We start from the raw sequence: 16,101 nt of genomic DNA, 5'->3' as shown, positions 1-16,101 counted from the left end.
AAAAAGATTAGGAAAACATCATGGCTAGAACTGTAGGTCTGACAGAAGAAGAATTGTACGCACCGGTTGAATGGGCTGATTGCTCTGAAGGCTACGAAGATATTCTTTTTGAAAAATCAGCGGATGGTATTGCAAAAATCACCATTAACCGTCCACAAGTTCGTAATGCATTTCGTCCTCAGACGGTTAAAGAAATGATTGATGCGTTAGCAAACGCACGTTACGACGAAAATGTGGGTGTGATTGTCCTGACTGGTCAGGGTGAAGATGCGTTCTGTTCTGGCGGTGATCAGAAGATCCGTGGTGACTACGGCGGTTACCGTGATAATGAAGGTACTCATCACCTAAACGTACTGGATTTCCAACGTCAAATCCGTACTTGTCCTAAGCCAGTGATTGCTGCTGTAGCGGGTTACGCTGTCGGTGGTGGTCATGTTTTACATATGATGTGTGACTTAACCATTGCGGCTGATAACGCACAGTTTGGTCAAACGGGTCCTAAAGTCGGTTCATTTGATGGTGGCTGGGGTGCGTCTTACATGGCTCGTATCGTTGGCCAGAAAAAAGCACGCGAAATTTGGTTCTTATGCCGTTTCTACGATGCACAAGAAGCATTGGATATGGGCCTAGTAAACCATGTTGTTCCTTATGCTGAACTTGAGCGTGAAACGGTTCGTTGGTGTCGTGAAACACTGCAACACAGCCCAATGGCACTGCGTTGCTTGAAATCTGCGTTAAACGCAGACTGTGATGGCCAAGCGGGTCTTCAAGAGCTGGCGGGTAACGCAACCATGATGTTCTACATGACAGAAGAAGGCCAAGAAGGTCGTAACTCATTCAATGAGAAGCGTCGTCCTGACTTCAGCAAGTTTAAGCGTAACCCATAAGGCTAGCCGATATGCGAAGTGTAAAACTGTATCGTTACGCCCTGCCGATGGATTCGGGCGTGATCTTACGCTCACAGCGTTTAGTGACGCGTGAAGGTTGGGTCGTTGAGCTGCGTGACGGCGATAAAGTGGCTTTCGGTGAGATTGCCCCATTACCTGAATTTAGTCATGAAACGGCTGAGCAAGCGGGTGAGCAAGCTCAGCAGTTACTTGAAGCTTGGGCTACCAATGAAAATGCACCGTTTGACCTGAGCGATGCCTACCCATCTGTCGCGTTTGGCCTGAGTATGGCTGAACTTGAGCTAGCTGGTGGTTTACCTGCGGAAGGTAATTATTTAGTTGCACCGTTATGTTCTGGTGACCCAGATGATTTGGTTGAACAACTTAATCAAATGCCGGGTGAAAAAGTCGCTAAAATTAAAGTGGGCATGTATGAAGCTGTACGCGATGGTATTGTGGCTAACATGTTCATTGAAGCGATTCCTGACGTTAAATTGCGTTTAGATGCAAACCGTCAGTGGACACCAATTAAAGCACAGCAATTTGCGAAATACGTTAAGCCTGAACATCGTGCTGGGATCGCTTTCTTAGAAGAGCCTTGTATGAATCCCGCAGACAGTTTAGCTTTTGCGAAAGAAACGGGCATTAGCATTGCGTGGGATGAAACCGTACGTGATGAAGGCTTTGAAGTGAAAGCTGAAGATGGCGTGGTCGCTATAGTGATCAAACCGACCTTGGTTGGCTCTGTTGCGCGTTGTATCTCGTTGGTGGAACAAGCACATGCCGTCGGTTTAACGGCAATTATTAGTTCAAGCATGGAGTCGAGCTTAGGCTTAAATCAGCTCGCGCGTTTGTCACAGTGGCAAACCCCCGCAGTGATCCCTGGGCTTGATACGATGCAATTATTTAAAGCACAGTTGGAGCAGGCTTGGCCGGATTGTGATTTACCGGTGACGCCGCTCTCAGAACTTGAGGTGGTATGGCAGAAGTAACAACACACTTCTCCACATGGCCCTGGCAACATTGGGCAACAGAGCGGCCGTCAGCGGCCGCTTTGTCGTTTGGGGAACAAAGCTTTAGCTGGCACGAAGTGTCTGAGCGTATTGAAGAATATGCTCAAGGTTTAATTGAGCAAGGTATCAAGCGTGATCAATTAGTGGCGGCGATTGCGCCTAACTCGGTGCAATTAGTCTGGCTATTTTTAGCAACGATGCGTATTGGCGCACGCTATGTGGGGTTAAATCCAAGGTTTTCAGATGTTGAGCTCAATGCGATCCTTGGCGAGTTACAGCCCCAAGCCATTTGGCTACCGCCTAAGTCGACTTTCTTACCGTCATTGCAAGAACATGCTTGTGCGAAAGCGAGTCAAATCTTACGGTTACTGCCAGCAATTCAGCCACGGCTTGTTCCTGTTACTTGGCAGCCCTCACGCGCGGTGACCTATACCCTAACATCAGGGTCAACTGGCTTGCCTAAAGCGGTTGTGCATACCGCAGAGCAACACCTTGCGAGTGCTGATGGTTTACTAAGCCTAATGAATTTTGCAGCGAGTGATTCATGGCTATTATCACTGCCGCTATTTCATGTATCAGGCATGGCGATTGTGTGGCGGTGGCTGCACAGTGGTGCGGGTATTACGATCCCTAAATCGTCTGATTTTTCGAAAGAGCTTCAGCGTGTTACTCATGCATCATTAGTACCCACTCAACTACAGCGTTTGCTGGATTTCCCGAATAACACCGTAGATAACAATGATCGTCAGTTGAAAGAGGTGTTGCTGGGTGGGGCAGTGATCCCGCCTGCATTAACAGAGCAGGCTGAACAAGCCGGTATTGCGTGTTGGTGCGGTTATGGCATGACGGAAATGGCGTCGACCGTTACGGTTAAGCGAGCGGATAGCAGCAGCGGCGTTGGCCAAGTGATCCCACATCGTGAGTTGATGGTGAAAGAGGGGGAGGTTTTTGTGCGAGGTGCAAGCTTATGCTTAGGCTACTACCGCAACCAAATGATCTTTCCAGCCACAGAAGGTGAGTGGTTTAGTACCCGAGATTTGGGTGAGTGGCAAGATGATGAACTCTTTATTCTTGGTCGTGCTGATAATATGTTTATCTCGGGTGGCGAAAATATACAGCCAGAAGCGATTGAGAAGGTGCTATTGACGCACCCTAAAATCCAACAGGCGTTTGTATTACCACAAGCAGACAAGGAATATGGCCAACGTCCTGTTGCTATTGTCACCACAGCTTTACCTTTAGATGCCGGTTTAGTGAGTGAATTTGAGCAGTTTATGGCAGAGCAAGTAACAAGCTTTAAAAGGCCTGTGAGTTACTTAAGTTTTCCTCATCACCTGAGTGGCAGAGGGATCAAAGTGTCACGTATTCAGCTGATGCAATGGCTCGCTCAACAAGATAAGGCATAAAGAAAAGGCGCTATCAATAGCGCCTTTTTTGTGCGTATATATCTGTCACTGAAGTAACAAGAGCTGTCAGCTAGCCCTTATTGTCACGTAGTTGTGAGACGTAATTGTGGAGTATCTCGCTATTAACGTCGCTAGTGAGCATTGGCTCCCCAGCAATAACAGTGACTCTTGACCAAAAACGTTTAGGTATTTTCAAAATAGCTCTACCGCCTTCACGGCTGAAGTAACTACCCCATAAGCCTTGTAGCGCAATGGGAATAACTTTGACGGTAGGGTTTGTGCGTTTTAGGACAATATCAATACCACGCTGGAAGGCACCCATTTCACCATCGTAAGTGAGTTGCCCTTCAGGGAAGATACAAACCACATCGCCACGGTTTAAGCGCTCGCTCACTTGATTGAGTGCTTTTGCTACTGAGCGGCGGTCTTGTGCATCAATGGGGATCACATTGCAGGCATCACAGAATCGTTTTACTAGCGGTAGGCTGTAAATATCACGATCCATTAAGAAGCGAATCGGACGGGGGGTTGCGCCTGCTAGTATGAGTGCATCCATGTAAGTAACGTGATTACATACAATCAAAGCACCACCGGTTTCAGGTATATTCAGCAAGTTCTTGTGCTTTACGCGATACATAGTGTGGGTAACGAGCCACACCATAAAACGCCAAAAGAAATCAGGTACTTGGCAATAAATATAGCAAACAGCCACTAAGTTCATCATAGCTAGCATGAAGAAGAACTGAGGGATCCCCATACCCAGTATCGAGAGGCAAATAATCGCAGTGATTGCACTCATGACCATGAATAAGGCATTCCAGATATTATTTGCAGCAATGATTTGGGCGCGCTCTTCGGCTTTGGCTCGGTGCTGCATCATGGCATATAAAGGTACGATAAAAATACCACCTGACACACCAAGCATAGTTAACGAAATGAATACTCGAAGTAATTCAGGGTTCGTGACAAATGCGAGGAATGAATCTGCTGCCGTAATTGTATCTGGCGTGGCAAACATGAGATCAGCGGTGAAAATCGTGATGCCTAAACTACCAAGCGGTACGATACCGGGCTCAATTCTGTGATTAGATAATCGGTCACACAGCAGTGAACCAACAGCGATACCAATTGAAAACAGCGCCAGCAAAAAAGATACTGATGCGGCATTTCCTCCCAGGTATTGCTTGGCGAAGTTAGGAAACTGCGTTAAATAACACGCGCCTAAGAACCAGAACCAACTAATACCAATCACACATTGAAAGATGGTCTTGTCTTTACGAGCCAGTATCAGTGTATGCCGTGTTTGGCGAAATGGTTGCCATTTGAAAGGGATATCGGGTGTGCTTGGCTTTGCTTCTGGGATCCAACGCGATGTCAGATAACCCATAACAGCAAAACTGACCACGCTGATTGCTGCAATAAGCGGTGCTTGGTCTTGGTTAGCTATAATGCCGGCCAGTAAGGTACCCAGTAAGATAGCAACGAAAGTCCCTGTCTCTACTAAGGCATTGCCTGAGACGAGTTCTTCTTTCTTTAGGTGTTGCGGCAGTAAAGCGTATTTTGCCGGACCGAAAAATGTCGACTGTGTGCCCATTAGGAATAACAGTACCAATAACAGTAAGTAACTTTCGAATAAGAAAGCGACGGCTGCTAAAGACATGATGACAATTTCCGCGAACTTGACGACTCGCATGATCAGCGCTTTATCATATTTATCGGCTAACACACCTGCTGTCGCTGAAAATAAGAAAAACGGCAAAATGAACAGACCCGCAGCAAGGTTAATTGCTAAGTCTGAACTAAAAGGAAGTGCGCCAGGTGCTGAAAAGGCAATCAAAATCAATAACACGTTTTTATAAACGTTATCGTTGAATGCCCCTAGCGCCTGAGTCAGAAAGTACGGTAAAAAACGTTGTTTTGTTAATAGCCGCGACTGAGGCTTGTTACTCATCTTTTACTCCACTTATTGTTGCCAAGCAGCTAAATAAGTATTGAGTAAGTTATCGATCAGCGCTTTGCCATCAACAGGTGTTGAGGTAAATAGTTTGTCGTCAACTGACAGTAAAGTAATACCGTGTACACCCGCCCAAATCACACGACTTGCTTCTAGAATCGAATCATCGCTGTTGTTCGGGTTAATGTCGCGGATCAGCTTCTCAAGCATACCTGTCATATTATTGATACGATCAGATTGCCAGTCAGGAAGTTGCTCACCATTCATGGTGTGCTGGAAAATAAGCTGCCAACGGTATGGGTTTTTAGACGCAAAATTTAAATAGCAGTATGCAAGTTTACGCAGTGCATCTTCTGATGAGGTTGCGCTATCCATTTCAACAGCAGCTTCAGCGAATAATTCATCAAGAGTTTGGGCAACAGAGTGAAGTAGCAAAAGGTTGTAGTTACCAAAAACATTGACCAACGTGCTTGGTACATAACCAATCATGGCGGCAACTTTGCGAAGGCTAAGCTCGTGATGCGGGTGCTCACTTAAAAATAGCTTCACTTGCTCCAGTGTCATGCTTACCAACTCTTCACGAGTATGGTCATTTCTTCTTGCCATTAAGTTGTCTCTTTCGAATATAAAAATTTCACTCAGCTACATTTCATTGGTAAACCCTCACCTAGAAAACTGAACCATAGCTGTACAATATAGAACGATGTTCGATATTTTAATCCTTCCATACACCTTGGGTCAAGATGAATTGAGGCTCCATTTTTCATTACAAAACATGTTGTGAAGCCTCTCTCACTCTAGGCTGGCGGATTATTTAGCCTGTCAAATTAATGACGCTTACGCGCGATTTTTCTGACTGTTTTCAATCGATACTTGATCGTTCAACGTCCAAAAATCGACCAAAATCCCAATAAGGAAAAAACCAAAGGTACATAGGTATAAAATACCGGTGAGCCATTTGCCCATGTACATACGGTGCACACCTAAAAAGCCGAGGAATGTTAGCAATAACCAAGCAACATTGTAGTCCACTTCACCGGCTTGAAAGCGCATATCTGCTTCGCGATCCATTGATGGGATCAAAAATAAGTCAATTAACCAGCCAATGCCGAAAAGTCCAAGGGTTAAGAACCAAATCGTACCTGTTACAGGTTTACCGTAGTAGAAGCGGTGTGCGCCCGTAAAACCAAATATCCATAAAAGGTAACCAATAACTTTGCTATGTGTATCTTGCATCTTGTGTTCACCAAGTATGTGGTCGTTCATTATGACGACCCTTATACGTTAAGTATTAGCATTACCGTGAAAGTGAAGAAAGTCTAAATTGCTTAAAAAGTGTTGAAATAAGGGAAATAAACCAAATGGTAACATTTTGAGATACCTGTGTGATTGACATTCTAACGCTTACCGCTACGATGCTGGGAGCTTATTTTGGCAAAGGTATTTTTGATGAAACGCTTTTTCACGCTATTTGCTCTGATCGTGGCGGTAACATTTGTTGCACCTCATGCAGATGCAAAGAAATTTGGTGGCGGTAAATCTTTCGGTAAGAGCTTTAAAACAGCACCAGCGAAAAAACAACAGCCACAACAAACGGATTCGATTGGTAAACAAAATGCGAATCCAGCTGCTCAGTCTAGTAAAAAAGGCTTAATGGGTGGTTTATTGGGTGGTTTGCTTGCTGGTGGCTTATTGGCGGCATTCTTCGGTGGTGCTTTTGATGGTATCCAGTTTATGGATATCCTTATCATTGGATTGATTGCGTTTGTTATTTTCAAGCTATTCAAAACAATGCGTGGTACTAAATCGACGCCAATGGGCCACAGAGAGGCTTATGCCGGGAACTCCCCACAGCAGCCAAAAACTCAGCAACGTCAAGCAGCACAAGCGAACAACGCATCAAGTGCACAACCTAATCATGGTTATGCATCAACAGATAGCGATGTCCCATTCAATTTACCGCCAAACTTCAATATGAATGCGTTTTTAAGTGGTTCACGTGATCACTACCGCGTAATTCAAGGTGCGTGGAATCACAACGAGTTGGAAAAAATTCGTGAGTATGTTTCACCAGCATTATTTGCGGACCTTTCAGGCGAGCGTGCGAAGCTAGAAGGTGAACAACATACTGAGGTGATGTATGTTGATGCAGAGCTAGTACGTGCTGATTACGACGCAAATATGGCGCAGCTAAGTATTCAATTCTCTGGCCGTTATAAAGACAGTCATGAAGGGGTTGAAGAAGATATTACTGATGTATGGCATTTAGAGCGTGATTTAGTCACCCCAAATGCTCCATGGTTGATTGTGGGTATTCAAGCATAAACTGCTGAAAAAACATTCAATATTAAGACCGCTCTTTTAGAGCGGTTTTTTTCATTTTGCGATCTTTGAACTATGTCGCTTTATTCGCGATATAGAGTGGCAGAGATATGATCTCATCACCTATTTTTATTATGGCTAGCCGCTAGTATTAATGCAGCACTAAAAATAGAGAATGAGGTACCTATGCCATACAACAATGAACTTGTCGCTGAACTAAACCTATTAGTTAAATTCCCAATGCACAGTGATTTAGAAGGGATAAAAGTCCGTACAGATGCAGCGCCAGAGCTCGTTGATGCAGCGAAGCGTCTTTACGCGAAAGGTCTAGTAACCCAAGAAGATGGTGGCTACTTAACGTTCTCTGGCCATCAGGCTGTAGAACATGCTAAATCAGCATTACGCATTTTAACGGGAAAAGTGACACCTTAGCGGCAGCGACAGATCAGGTAAGCAGTATTACCCAGAGTAATAAGGTTAGCTTGAGTTGACGACGTAAACTTAGGTTAAGCTTTCTAACTCAGTAATATTATCCAATGCTTGCTGGTTTGTTTTACCACAAAGATCAGGACACGCTTTAAAGTGATGACACACTTTAGGGCGTTCTGGTTTCCCAAAGAGCTTACACAAATTCTCTTCATTCAGTTGGACACACCGAGTCCCTGCCGGTTTACCATTTGGCATGCCCGGAATTGGGGATGAAATGCTCGGGGCAATACAACATGCTCCACAACCTAAACGACATTCCATAACGCTTCCTATACTCTTACATGTGGTTCGTATGAGCACTATGCTCAAAGTGGACGCGAACGTTATCACTCTTGCTATAAACGGTCAAAAAAAGCCGTAAAGTTAGCATATAGATAAGAGTGATTATTATTACATGGCTAATTATTATCTTGCTGGTGGCTAATGCTTGCACTTTGTGCTTTGGCTCGTTATAACACCGCCTTCTTTGCTTGATCGAGTGAGGAGTAACAAGATAAAGGTGGTGAGTATGACGCAGTTTTGGCAGCAAAAAGATTTACGCGAAATGACAGACGAAGAGTGGGAATCGCTGTGCGACGGCTGCGGGAAATGCTGTTTACATAAGCTTATTGATGATGATACCGATGAGATTTATTACACCAACGTTGCTTGTAGCTTGCTCGACGATAAAACCTGCTCATGTAAAGACTACCCAAACCGTTTTGAGTCCGGTGAAGAATGCTTGAAGTTAACTCGTGATCGCATTGACGAATTCGTTTGGCTACCTGAAACCTGTGCTTACCGTATGTTGGCAGAAGGTAAGGACTTACCTGAATGGCACCCATTACTTACTGGCTCTAAAGATGCCATGCACAAAGCGAATGAATCTGTACGTGGTCAGGTTGTGTATGAGATTGACGTGATTGATTGGGAGGACCACATTCTGAATCACCCAAATCGATAGTCTCAGCCTTCTTGAGCATACTAAAAAACCAGCTTAATGCTGGTTTTTTTGATCTGCGTGTTGGCGTGATATTTATATAACCAATTTTGGTCTATAAATAATATAAGCAACGTCATCTTCATTACAGGCAGGTATGATTATGAACGAGACTGAAACAAGAACTGAATGTCGCCCGCAAAGTTTAAGCTCTCCTGGAACTGAGAGCCTAGATCATATCTTGTGGGACGATTACAGCTATCGCTACAATTGTGAACAAGCTTCTTTGCATCAAGCAAAATCACACCAAGATGCACATCATATTGATTGGTTAGACGATTAGTTTGGTTGCTTAAGCTGCTCGCTATCTTGTGCTCGCTGTAATACTTCAATAATCGGCGCAGCTTTCTTGTGGCTACGAATATCAACAAACAGCGCTTTGGCTTGTGGGTATTCGTGGCGTAGGTAGGCAAACCACTGCTTCACACGATTTGGGTAGTAGAGCCCTTTATCGCCTTTTATTTCATATTCAGAATATTTAAGTAGCAGAGTTAGAACCTCTGTCCATGTCATATGTCTGTCGTTGTGCTTTACTACATTGCAGAGGTTAGGTAGATTCAGTGCGCCACGGCATACCATTAATGCATCCGTTTGCGTTGTTGCCATACAGCGCTGACCATCTTGATAATTCCATACTTCACCATTAGCAATAATGGGCATCCGTAAACGTTGACGCAGCTGGCCAAGGTAGTCCCATTTAATGGTGTCAGCTTTATAACCATCAACTTTGGTACGAGCATGGATCGCAATCTCATCTGCGCCAGCTTGTTGTACTGCATCGGCAATCTCAAAACAATGGGTTGGGTCATCCCAGCCTAAGCGAACTTTGGCCGTTACGGGTTTAGTTGGGTGAACGGCATCGCGCACAGATTTAACGATTTGATATATTTGCTCAGGATCTTTCAGTAATACAGCACCGCCACGGCTCTTATTCACTGACTTAGCAGGACAACCGAAGTTAATATCCACGCCAGCAGAACCTAACTGGTGGGCTCTATAGGCGTTTTCTGCCATCCAGTGAGGGTCTTGGCCGAGCAGTTGAACACGAACAGGTGTACCAGCTTTCGTTTTGCCACCTTGTTGTAGCTCTGGACATAAGCGGTGGAAAACACTTTTGGGGAGTAACTGGTCAACAATGCGGACAAACTCTGTCACGCAGAGATCATAATCGTTGATATCGGTTAGCATCTCGCGCATCAAATGATCCAAGACGCCTTCCATCGGCCCTAATATTACTCGCATGACTGTTCTTTTATCCCACCTATTGAAGGAGCGTGATTGTAGTGTGGAATGCGAGTGATGTCATCTAAGCGAACAAATCTTTTCCTGCAATCACAGTCGATGCAGATTTATCCTCTGATGGATGCAGGGCGTGACTTAGCATTATTTTCGCAACGCGATCGGCCGGTATAGGGGTTAGGTTAGCGAAAGGACCGATGAGTAAAGGGTGTAAGGTCTCCAGTAGACCTTGAGTAATCGTTTCGTCTTTACGCGGTTTAGATCGCTCTCCCTTTAGTGGCCCAGGACGAACAAAAGTGCAGTGCTCAAATCCCATGCTATTAATGGCTTGTTCCATTTTCCCTTTACAGCGCAAGTAATGGGAGGGGGAGAATGGGTGAGCGAATAAGCTGGAAACAACGATGATACGGCTAACACCTAGCATTTTCATGGTTGCAGCAACGTCTTTAACAAGTTGGTAGTCAACGGCTTTTAATGCGGAATTAGAACCTGCTTGTTTGCGGGTTGTCCCTAAGCAAATAAAGCCGAGTTGCGGTGTCGGATCGGCTTCATTCCATTCGGTGACTCGTAACTCAGGATGAATAATTTGTTTTAACTTTTTGCTTCGAAAAGGCAGTTCTCGACGAGCAATAGAGTAAACGGTTGCAATATCATCATGGGCGAGGAGTTGATGGAGCAATTCATCACCCACTAAACCACTGGCGCCAGCAATGACTGCGTGCATATTTCCTTGCATTATCTGTATCCCTTGCCCTTGATGATCGTTACGACTACAGGGTAGTTTCGCCTCTAATTGTGTTGAGTTTCAACACTTTTACACAAAAAACTTTGATTTTATTGACCTATCTTAAAAGTTGTTTCGCCACTAGGTAACTGGCAGCCACGGGGGAGTGCTGTATAATCTTCGCCAAATAACAATTTGATAAATTGGATCAATCCATGATGACATTAATGACACTTCCTAATGATTGGGAAGGTATGCCAGCAGCGTTTATTGAAGGCGCGTTATTAGCGGCGAACGCAAACCCAAAGCCACTAGAGCCTGAAATTTGGTTGCCAGTGTTACTTGAAGACAACATGGAAGGATCCAATGTTGAGTTGTCTGATGAGCACAAATTAGCCGTCTTGAATCATTTTGAGCTGCAATATCGTCATATTAAAGCAGGTGAGTATGACTTACCTGCGGAAGTGAGTTGGACGGCAGAGCAAGGCATCAGCGAGAGCATGATGCATTTTGCGGAAGGTTTTTTGTCTGTGTGGCCGCACATTGAACCCGCATGGGCTGAGCAAACACTCTCTGACGGTACCATGAATATGCTGTCAGCTTTAATCACGACCTTGATGTTAGTGATGAATGAAGAAGAAACACTGGCGCAAATGCAAGCGGCAGGTATTGATAATATGCCTGCGCCTGCCTCTCTGTACCCGCAACTTGAAATCATGCTTACGGAAGTGGTTATGGCGGCTGATGAGCTGCAAATTGGTGCGGGCGCCGTTGCGGTTAACCCGTATAAAAACATTGGCCGTAACGACCCGTGTCCGTGTGAAAGTGGTAAGAAATTTAAGCAGTGTTGCGGTAAGTAATTTGTTATGAGTTACAAAGAGAAGCCAAGGATCACCGTGGTTGCGGGTGTTATAGAAAAAGATGGGCTGTATTTGCTAGCTCAACGTTTTGATAATGCCAGCCAAGGTGGTTTATGGGAGTTTCCTGGTGGCAAAGTAGAGCCTAATGAAACACCAGAACAAGCACTTGAGCGAGAGTTAGTCGAAGAGCTAGCAATTGAAACTCAAACAGGTGCGTGGTTGGCTGATAGCGTGTTTGACTATGGTGATAAAGTCATCGAGTTAAAGGGGTATATTAGCCATTGGCAATCTGGCATCTGCGAATTACATAGTCACCAAGCCATGGCATGGGTCACTAAGTCGCACATTAAAGATTACACCTTGTGCCCTGCGGATTATCCGATTGTTGATGCTTTGATTGCAAAAGGGTGATGACTTTAGTGATTAAAAAGGCGTTCGTAATGAACGCCTTTTTGCTTTTTTAATAGCGAATCACATAACCCAACTTTGTTATGCTTCTTTCTTTGCTTTGATCCCGACTAACTGCGCGATGACAATGATCGCCAGCGCGACTAAGTTTGCACCAAAAATGATGACCAACCACTGTGGCATGGTTTGCCCCATGAACATCCACACGACTTTTCCACAATCACCGTACGCTTCAAAGACACCAGGAAGCCATTGATTCAATGGTGCCCAGCTAGGGAACTGAACAAAGAGATCACAGGTGTTAAATGGCGAGGGGTTGAGTTGATAATCTACGTGCTTGATTGAAAGCATGAGACCTTCATAGGCGCTATATCCCCAACCAGCTAAGCCAAGCCAACGGATCACCGGGTTATGAGGGGCACTTAAGCCCACTAACGCGGCAATAGCGATACCAAACATGGCAACGCGTTCGTAGATACACATGACACATGGTGGTAATTTCATTCCGTGCTGGAAGAAAAGCGCACTAGCTTCAAAAAAGAGTATAAATGCCAGCAGTAACAGCCACGATGAGCGACGTTTAGAGAATGAATATAAAAATTGCATTGAATCGTCTCTTCAATTAGTTCATATGCCAGCGTGATTATGGCGTTGGCGTATATATCAGTTTGATGGATATAATATAACAAAGCCCTGACAAATCAGGGCTTTGTTGATAGTCAGACCATTAAATTGACTGAAAATTCAATTAATGTCCAGCGACGGGTGCAATAGTTGATACGGCTTCAGCTGTGTTGTGAACTAGCCAGCCCATGTCGTAGAACCATTCTGTCATCGGAACCAGCATAAATTCGATACCCGCTAAGCCAACCAGCGTTAATACGATAGTGTATGGCAGTGCCATGTACACCATACGGCCATAAGATAGGCGAATGAGTGGTGCAAGTGCCGATGTTAGTGCGAATAGGAATGCTGCTTGACCATTTGGTGTCGCAACAGAAGGTAGGTTAGTACCTGTATTAATCGCAACCGCTAACATATCGAATTGGTCACGTGAAATTACACCATGAACCAGCGCAGACTTCACTTCGTTGATGTAAACCGTACCGACGAATACATTATCAGAGACCATCGATAGCAGACCATTTGCGACATAGAACATGGTGAGCTGTGCGCTACCTTCAAGGCTCAGTACCCAAGTGATAATCGGTGTGAAGAGCTGTTGATCGATGATCACTGCAACGACAGAGAAGAACACGGCGAGTAGTGCTGTAAACGGTAGTGCTTCTTCAAATGCTTTGCCAAGGGCGTGTTCTTCAGTAATGCCTGTGAACGAGGTCGCGAAAATGATGACGGTCAAGCCAATTAAACCAACGGCCGCTAAGTGCATTGCTAGGCCAACAATTAGCCAAACAGCGATAAGCGCTTGGATAATCAGTTTTGCATAGTCTAGATTTGTACGGCTTTTACGTTCTTCATTATCAAAGTCTTTAAGGATTTTTCGAACATTTTCTGGCAAGGCTGCGCCGTATCCGCATAGGTGGAATTTCTCGACCAGTACACAAGTCATAATACCGCAGAAAAACACAGGAATAGTCACAGGTGACATGCGAAGAATAAATTCGCCAAACAACCAGCCTGCTTGGTCGGCAATGATCAAGTTTTGTGGCTCACCTACCATGGTCATTACGCCACCTAGTGCTGTACCCACACCAGCATGCATGAGCAAGCTGCGAAGGAATGCACGGTAGTTTTCTAAATCATCACGGCTTACTTCGCGGATGTTGCTATCCGTGGTGTGATCGTGCGCAGCATGAGGTTCTTGCCCTGACGCGACCTTGTGATAAATGCTATAGAAGCCCACAGTAACACTGATAACAACAGCAATAACGGTCAAGGCATCAAGGAAGGCCGATAGAAAAGCCGCCATGATACAAAAAGACAGAGAAAGCAGAATTTTTGAACGAATACCGATCAGTATTTTGGTGAAAATGAAAAGCAGCAATTGCTTCATGAAGTAGATACCTGCGACCATAAAGATCAGCAGTAATAACACTTCAATATTTGCTACAAGTTCATGCTTAACTTGTTCTGGGCTTGTCATGCCAATAGCGACAGCCTCAATAGCTAATAAGCCACCAGGCTGAAGGGGGTAACACTTTAACGCCATAGCCAGAGTGAAAATAAATTCAACAACCAGCAGCCAGCCAGCGGTAAAAGGGTCGATTACAAAAAATACGATTGGGTTGATAATCAGAAACGAAATGATCGCCACTTTGTACCAATCAGGTGCTTTGCCTAAAAAATTCTTTACGAAGGCGTTTCCCAGCGAAATAGCCATGTATCAAGTCTCTTGTTATAAATGCATACGAATAAAAAATACCCCAGAGGCGGAAGAACCACATAAGTGGCGCCTAAAAGGTATACATGAGCTGGCAGCTGTCATGCCTTTATAGTCAAGAGAGAAGGGTTAACCACAGAACTGTGATTAAATATTCTAATGAGACCCTCTAAGCTAAACATCATTACATATGGTGTTTAACTTAAAGCAGGCAGCAGCTTCCATTCAGCTCCCAGTTCATTGCGGTGCTAACTGTACAGTTTGATCTGGATCAGTCAAGTTGTGGCTGATGAACAATTTTATTTTACTTAAATTTCATTCCAAAACGGGAGTTCTGAAGCATCAGAACTTCGCCCATGCAATTTACATTTATTGCTTTCAATAAAACTTGCGTTGCGTCAAATTTTTGCTTGTGTGGAAAGTAAAATAAGATTGTGCTTTCTGGCAAATTTCGTCATATCCTTTTCTGGTGGTATGATGAGTTTATAAGTATAAGCAAGAAGCGATTGGAAAAAGAATTACATGGTTATAAAGGCTGATAGCCCAGCAACATTTGCTGAGAAATACATCATTGAAAGTATCTGGAATAATCACTTTCCTCAAGGTTCAATCCTGCCTGCTGAACGTGAACTTTCAGAACTTATCGGTGTAACACGCACCACGCTGCGCGAAGTTTTACAACGACTAGCACGCGATGGCTGGCTAACAATCCAACATGGTAAACCAACCCGTGTGAATAATTTCATGGATACCTCGGGTTTAAGTATTCTTGATACGCTAGTCACACTGGATGGCCAAGATGTGCAACGTGTCCTGACTGACTTGCTTTCTGCACGTACTGATATCAGTAGCGTTTTCATGCGCTATGCCGTGAAAGGCAACAGCGAAGAATCAAGTAAATTGATTGATTCAATCATTCGTTCGTGTGAATCACTGCTTGCTGCAGAGTCTTTTGCTGACTATATCGAAGATAACGAAGCAAAACTTGAGTTATTGAGTGAAGTAAAGAAAATCACAGACAAATATGGCAAAGATCAGCCAGAACTGTGTGAAGCAATTTGCCGTGCTCGTGCTTTTAATTACTATGATTACCGCCTATTCCAAGGTATGGCGTCTAAATCAGGTAATACGCTTTACGTGTTAACAATCAATGGCTTACGTAAGATTTACACGCGAGTTGGTGGTTACTACTTTATGAGCCAAGAAGCCTGTGAACTTGCCCTTGAGTTCTACCGTGATTTGAAGGCAATCTGTGATAACCATCAGCATGAATTAGTGGCTGAGAGAATCAAAAAATACGGTCGAGATAGCGGTGTGATTTGGTATAACAATCGCGAAGCGATTGGCCGTTACATGCATGAAGAAGAGCAGTAATAGCCATTGCTAAAAGATATTTTTAGTCGGTTTTAATGCTATCTAAAGCAAGAAAGCGTGATAAATCAGAGGTAATCTGACGTATCACGCTTTTATTTTATTGAT

The 16,101-nt window shown here is 44.3% G+C and carries 18 protein-coding genes; 10 read left to right on the top strand and 8 right to left on the bottom strand.

Translation table 11 applies throughout. The annotated features are described in order from the left end of the window. Positions 1 to 20 precede the first annotated feature (20 nt). Genes menB through menE form a run of 3 tightly spaced genes read left to right on the top strand, consistent with a single transcriptional unit; the run spans position 21 to position 3,306 of the window. The gene (gene menB, locus OCU77_RS12310; RefSeq protein WP_048899114.1) at positions 21 to 887 is read left to right on the top strand and encodes a 1,4-dihydroxy-2-naphthoyl-CoA synthase; all 867 of its coding nucleotides are present in this window, start codon (positions 21 to 23) and stop codon (positions 885 to 887) included. Positions 888 to 898: 11 nt separating this feature from the next. Then, positions 899 to 1,879, top strand: coding sequence for an o-succinylbenzoate synthase (gene menC, locus OCU77_RS12305; RefSeq protein ID WP_048899115.1), 981 nt, complete (start codon positions 899 to 901; stop codon positions 1,877 to 1,879). Beyond that, positions 1,867 to 3,306 (top strand): o-succinylbenzoate--CoA ligase, encoded by a 1,440-nt coding sequence (gene menE, locus OCU77_RS12300; protein WP_048899116.1) that lies wholly within the window; start codon positions 1,867 to 1,869, stop codon positions 3,304 to 3,306. Before menC ends, menE begins: the two co-directional genes overlap by 13 nt. A gap of 70 nt (positions 3,307 to 3,376) precedes the next feature. Here the strand turns inward: menE and OCU77_RS12295 are convergent, their stop codons facing one another. The 3 genes from OCU77_RS12295 to OCU77_RS12285 form a co-directional block, all read right to left on the bottom strand. Further along, a complete protein-coding gene (locus tag OCU77_RS12295; RefSeq protein WP_107302903.1) occupies positions 3,377 to 5,257 on the bottom strand; it encodes an MFS transporter in 1,881 nt (626 codons plus the stop codon). Positions 5,258 to 5,269: 12 nt separating this feature from the next. Then, positions 5,270 to 5,866 carry a TetR/AcrR family transcriptional regulator gene (locus OCU77_RS12290; RefSeq protein ID WP_048899117.1) on the bottom strand — a complete coding sequence of 199 codons (597 nt, stop codon included), beginning with the start codon at positions 5,864 to 5,866 and terminating at the stop codon, positions 5,270 to 5,272. A 231-nt stretch (positions 5,867 to 6,097) separates the two neighbouring features. After that, complete coding sequence (locus OCU77_RS12285) at positions 6,098 to 6,496, bottom strand: NINE protein (protein ID WP_048899174.1); 399 nt, start codon at positions 6,494 to 6,496, stop codon at positions 6,098 to 6,100. A gap of 213 nt (positions 6,497 to 6,709) precedes the next feature. Between OCU77_RS12285 and OCU77_RS12280 the strand changes: the two genes are divergently transcribed. Together OCU77_RS12280 and OCU77_RS12275 are read left to right on the top strand one after the other, a co-directional pair. Then, on the top strand, positions 6,710 to 7,585 hold the full coding sequence (locus OCU77_RS12280; protein ID WP_048899118.1) for a Tim44 domain-containing protein: 876 nt from the start codon (positions 6,710 to 6,712) through the stop codon (positions 7,583 to 7,585). A 183-nt stretch (positions 7,586 to 7,768) separates the two neighbouring features. Beyond that, entirely contained in the window at positions 7,769 to 8,014 is a 246-nt protein-coding gene (locus tag OCU77_RS12275) for a TIGR02647 family protein (RefSeq protein WP_048899119.1), read from the top strand. Between the two features lie 69 nt (positions 8,015 to 8,083). On the opposite strand, the gene OCU77_RS12270 is transcribed toward OCU77_RS12275, so the two are convergent. Next, positions 8,084 to 8,332: a YkgJ family cysteine cluster protein gene (locus tag OCU77_RS12270; protein ID WP_048899120.1), complete on the bottom strand. Its 249-nt coding sequence runs from the start codon at positions 8,330 to 8,332 to the stop codon at positions 8,084 to 8,086. Between the two features lie 247 nt (positions 8,333 to 8,579). On the opposite strand from OCU77_RS12270, the gene OCU77_RS12265 reads away from it, so the two are divergent. Next, on the top strand, positions 8,580 to 9,014 hold the full coding sequence (locus tag OCU77_RS12265) for a YcgN family cysteine cluster protein (protein WP_048899121.1): 435 nt from the start codon (positions 8,580 to 8,582) through the stop codon (positions 9,012 to 9,014). 139 nt (positions 9,015 to 9,153) lie between these two features. Next, positions 9,154 to 9,333, top strand: coding sequence for a hypothetical protein (locus OCU77_RS12260; protein ID WP_048899122.1), 180 nt, complete (start codon positions 9,154 to 9,156; stop codon positions 9,331 to 9,333). On the opposite strand, the gene dusC is transcribed toward OCU77_RS12260, so the two are convergent. Together dusC and OCU77_RS12250 are read right to left on the bottom strand one after the other, a co-directional pair. Next, positions 9,330 to 10,292: a tRNA dihydrouridine(16) synthase DusC gene (dusC, locus tag OCU77_RS12255; RefSeq protein WP_048899123.1), complete on the bottom strand. Its 963-nt coding sequence runs from the start codon at positions 10,290 to 10,292 to the stop codon at positions 9,330 to 9,332. The two genes, OCU77_RS12260 and dusC, sit on opposite strands and share 4 nt — an antisense overlap. A gap of 64 nt (positions 10,293 to 10,356) precedes the next feature. Further along, positions 10,357 to 11,025 carry an NAD(P)H-binding protein gene (locus OCU77_RS12250; RefSeq protein ID WP_048899124.1) on the bottom strand — a complete coding sequence of 223 codons (669 nt, stop codon included), beginning with the start codon at positions 11,023 to 11,025 and terminating at the stop codon, positions 10,357 to 10,359. 203 nt (positions 11,026 to 11,228) lie between these two features. On the opposite strand from OCU77_RS12250, the gene OCU77_RS12245 reads away from it, so the two are divergent. Together OCU77_RS12245 and OCU77_RS12240 are read left to right on the top strand one after the other, a co-directional pair. Next, positions 11,229 to 11,873, top strand: a complete 645-nt coding sequence (locus OCU77_RS12245; RefSeq protein WP_048899125.1) for a YecA family protein — start codon at positions 11,229 to 11,231, stop codon at positions 11,871 to 11,873. A gap of 6 nt (positions 11,874 to 11,879) precedes the next feature. Beyond that, on the top strand, positions 11,880 to 12,284 hold the full coding sequence (locus OCU77_RS12240; RefSeq protein ID WP_048899126.1) for a (deoxy)nucleoside triphosphate pyrophosphohydrolase: 405 nt from the start codon (positions 11,880 to 11,882) through the stop codon (positions 12,282 to 12,284). Positions 12,285 to 12,362: 78 nt separating this feature from the next. Here OCU77_RS12240 and dsbB read toward each other — a convergent pair whose 3' ends face one another. Further along, the gene (gene dsbB / locus OCU77_RS12235; protein WP_107302902.1) at positions 12,363 to 12,887 is read right to left on the bottom strand and encodes a disulfide bond formation protein DsbB; all 525 of its coding nucleotides are present in this window, start codon (positions 12,885 to 12,887) and stop codon (positions 12,363 to 12,365) included. A 142-nt stretch (positions 12,888 to 13,029) separates the two neighbouring features. Continuing rightward, entirely contained in the window at positions 13,030 to 14,622 is a 1,593-nt protein-coding gene (gene nhaB / locus OCU77_RS12230; protein ID WP_107302901.1) for a Na(+)/H(+) antiporter NhaB, read from the bottom strand. 522 nt (positions 14,623 to 15,144) lie between these two features. Between nhaB and fadR the strand changes: the two genes are divergently transcribed. After that, a complete protein-coding gene (gene fadR / locus OCU77_RS12225) occupies positions 15,145 to 15,996 on the top strand; it encodes a fatty acid metabolism transcriptional regulator FadR (protein ID WP_107302900.1) in 852 nt (283 codons plus the stop codon). Positions 15,997 to 16,101: the final 105 nt, after the last annotated feature.

Source organism: Photobacterium swingsii (genome assembly GCF_024346715.1).
Classification (GTDB): domain Bacteria; phylum Pseudomonadota; class Gammaproteobacteria; order Enterobacterales; family Vibrionaceae; genus Photobacterium; species Photobacterium swingsii.
The sequence above is the reverse complement of the archived record's forward strand: the minus strand, read 5'-3'. Positions and strand labels throughout refer to the sequence as shown.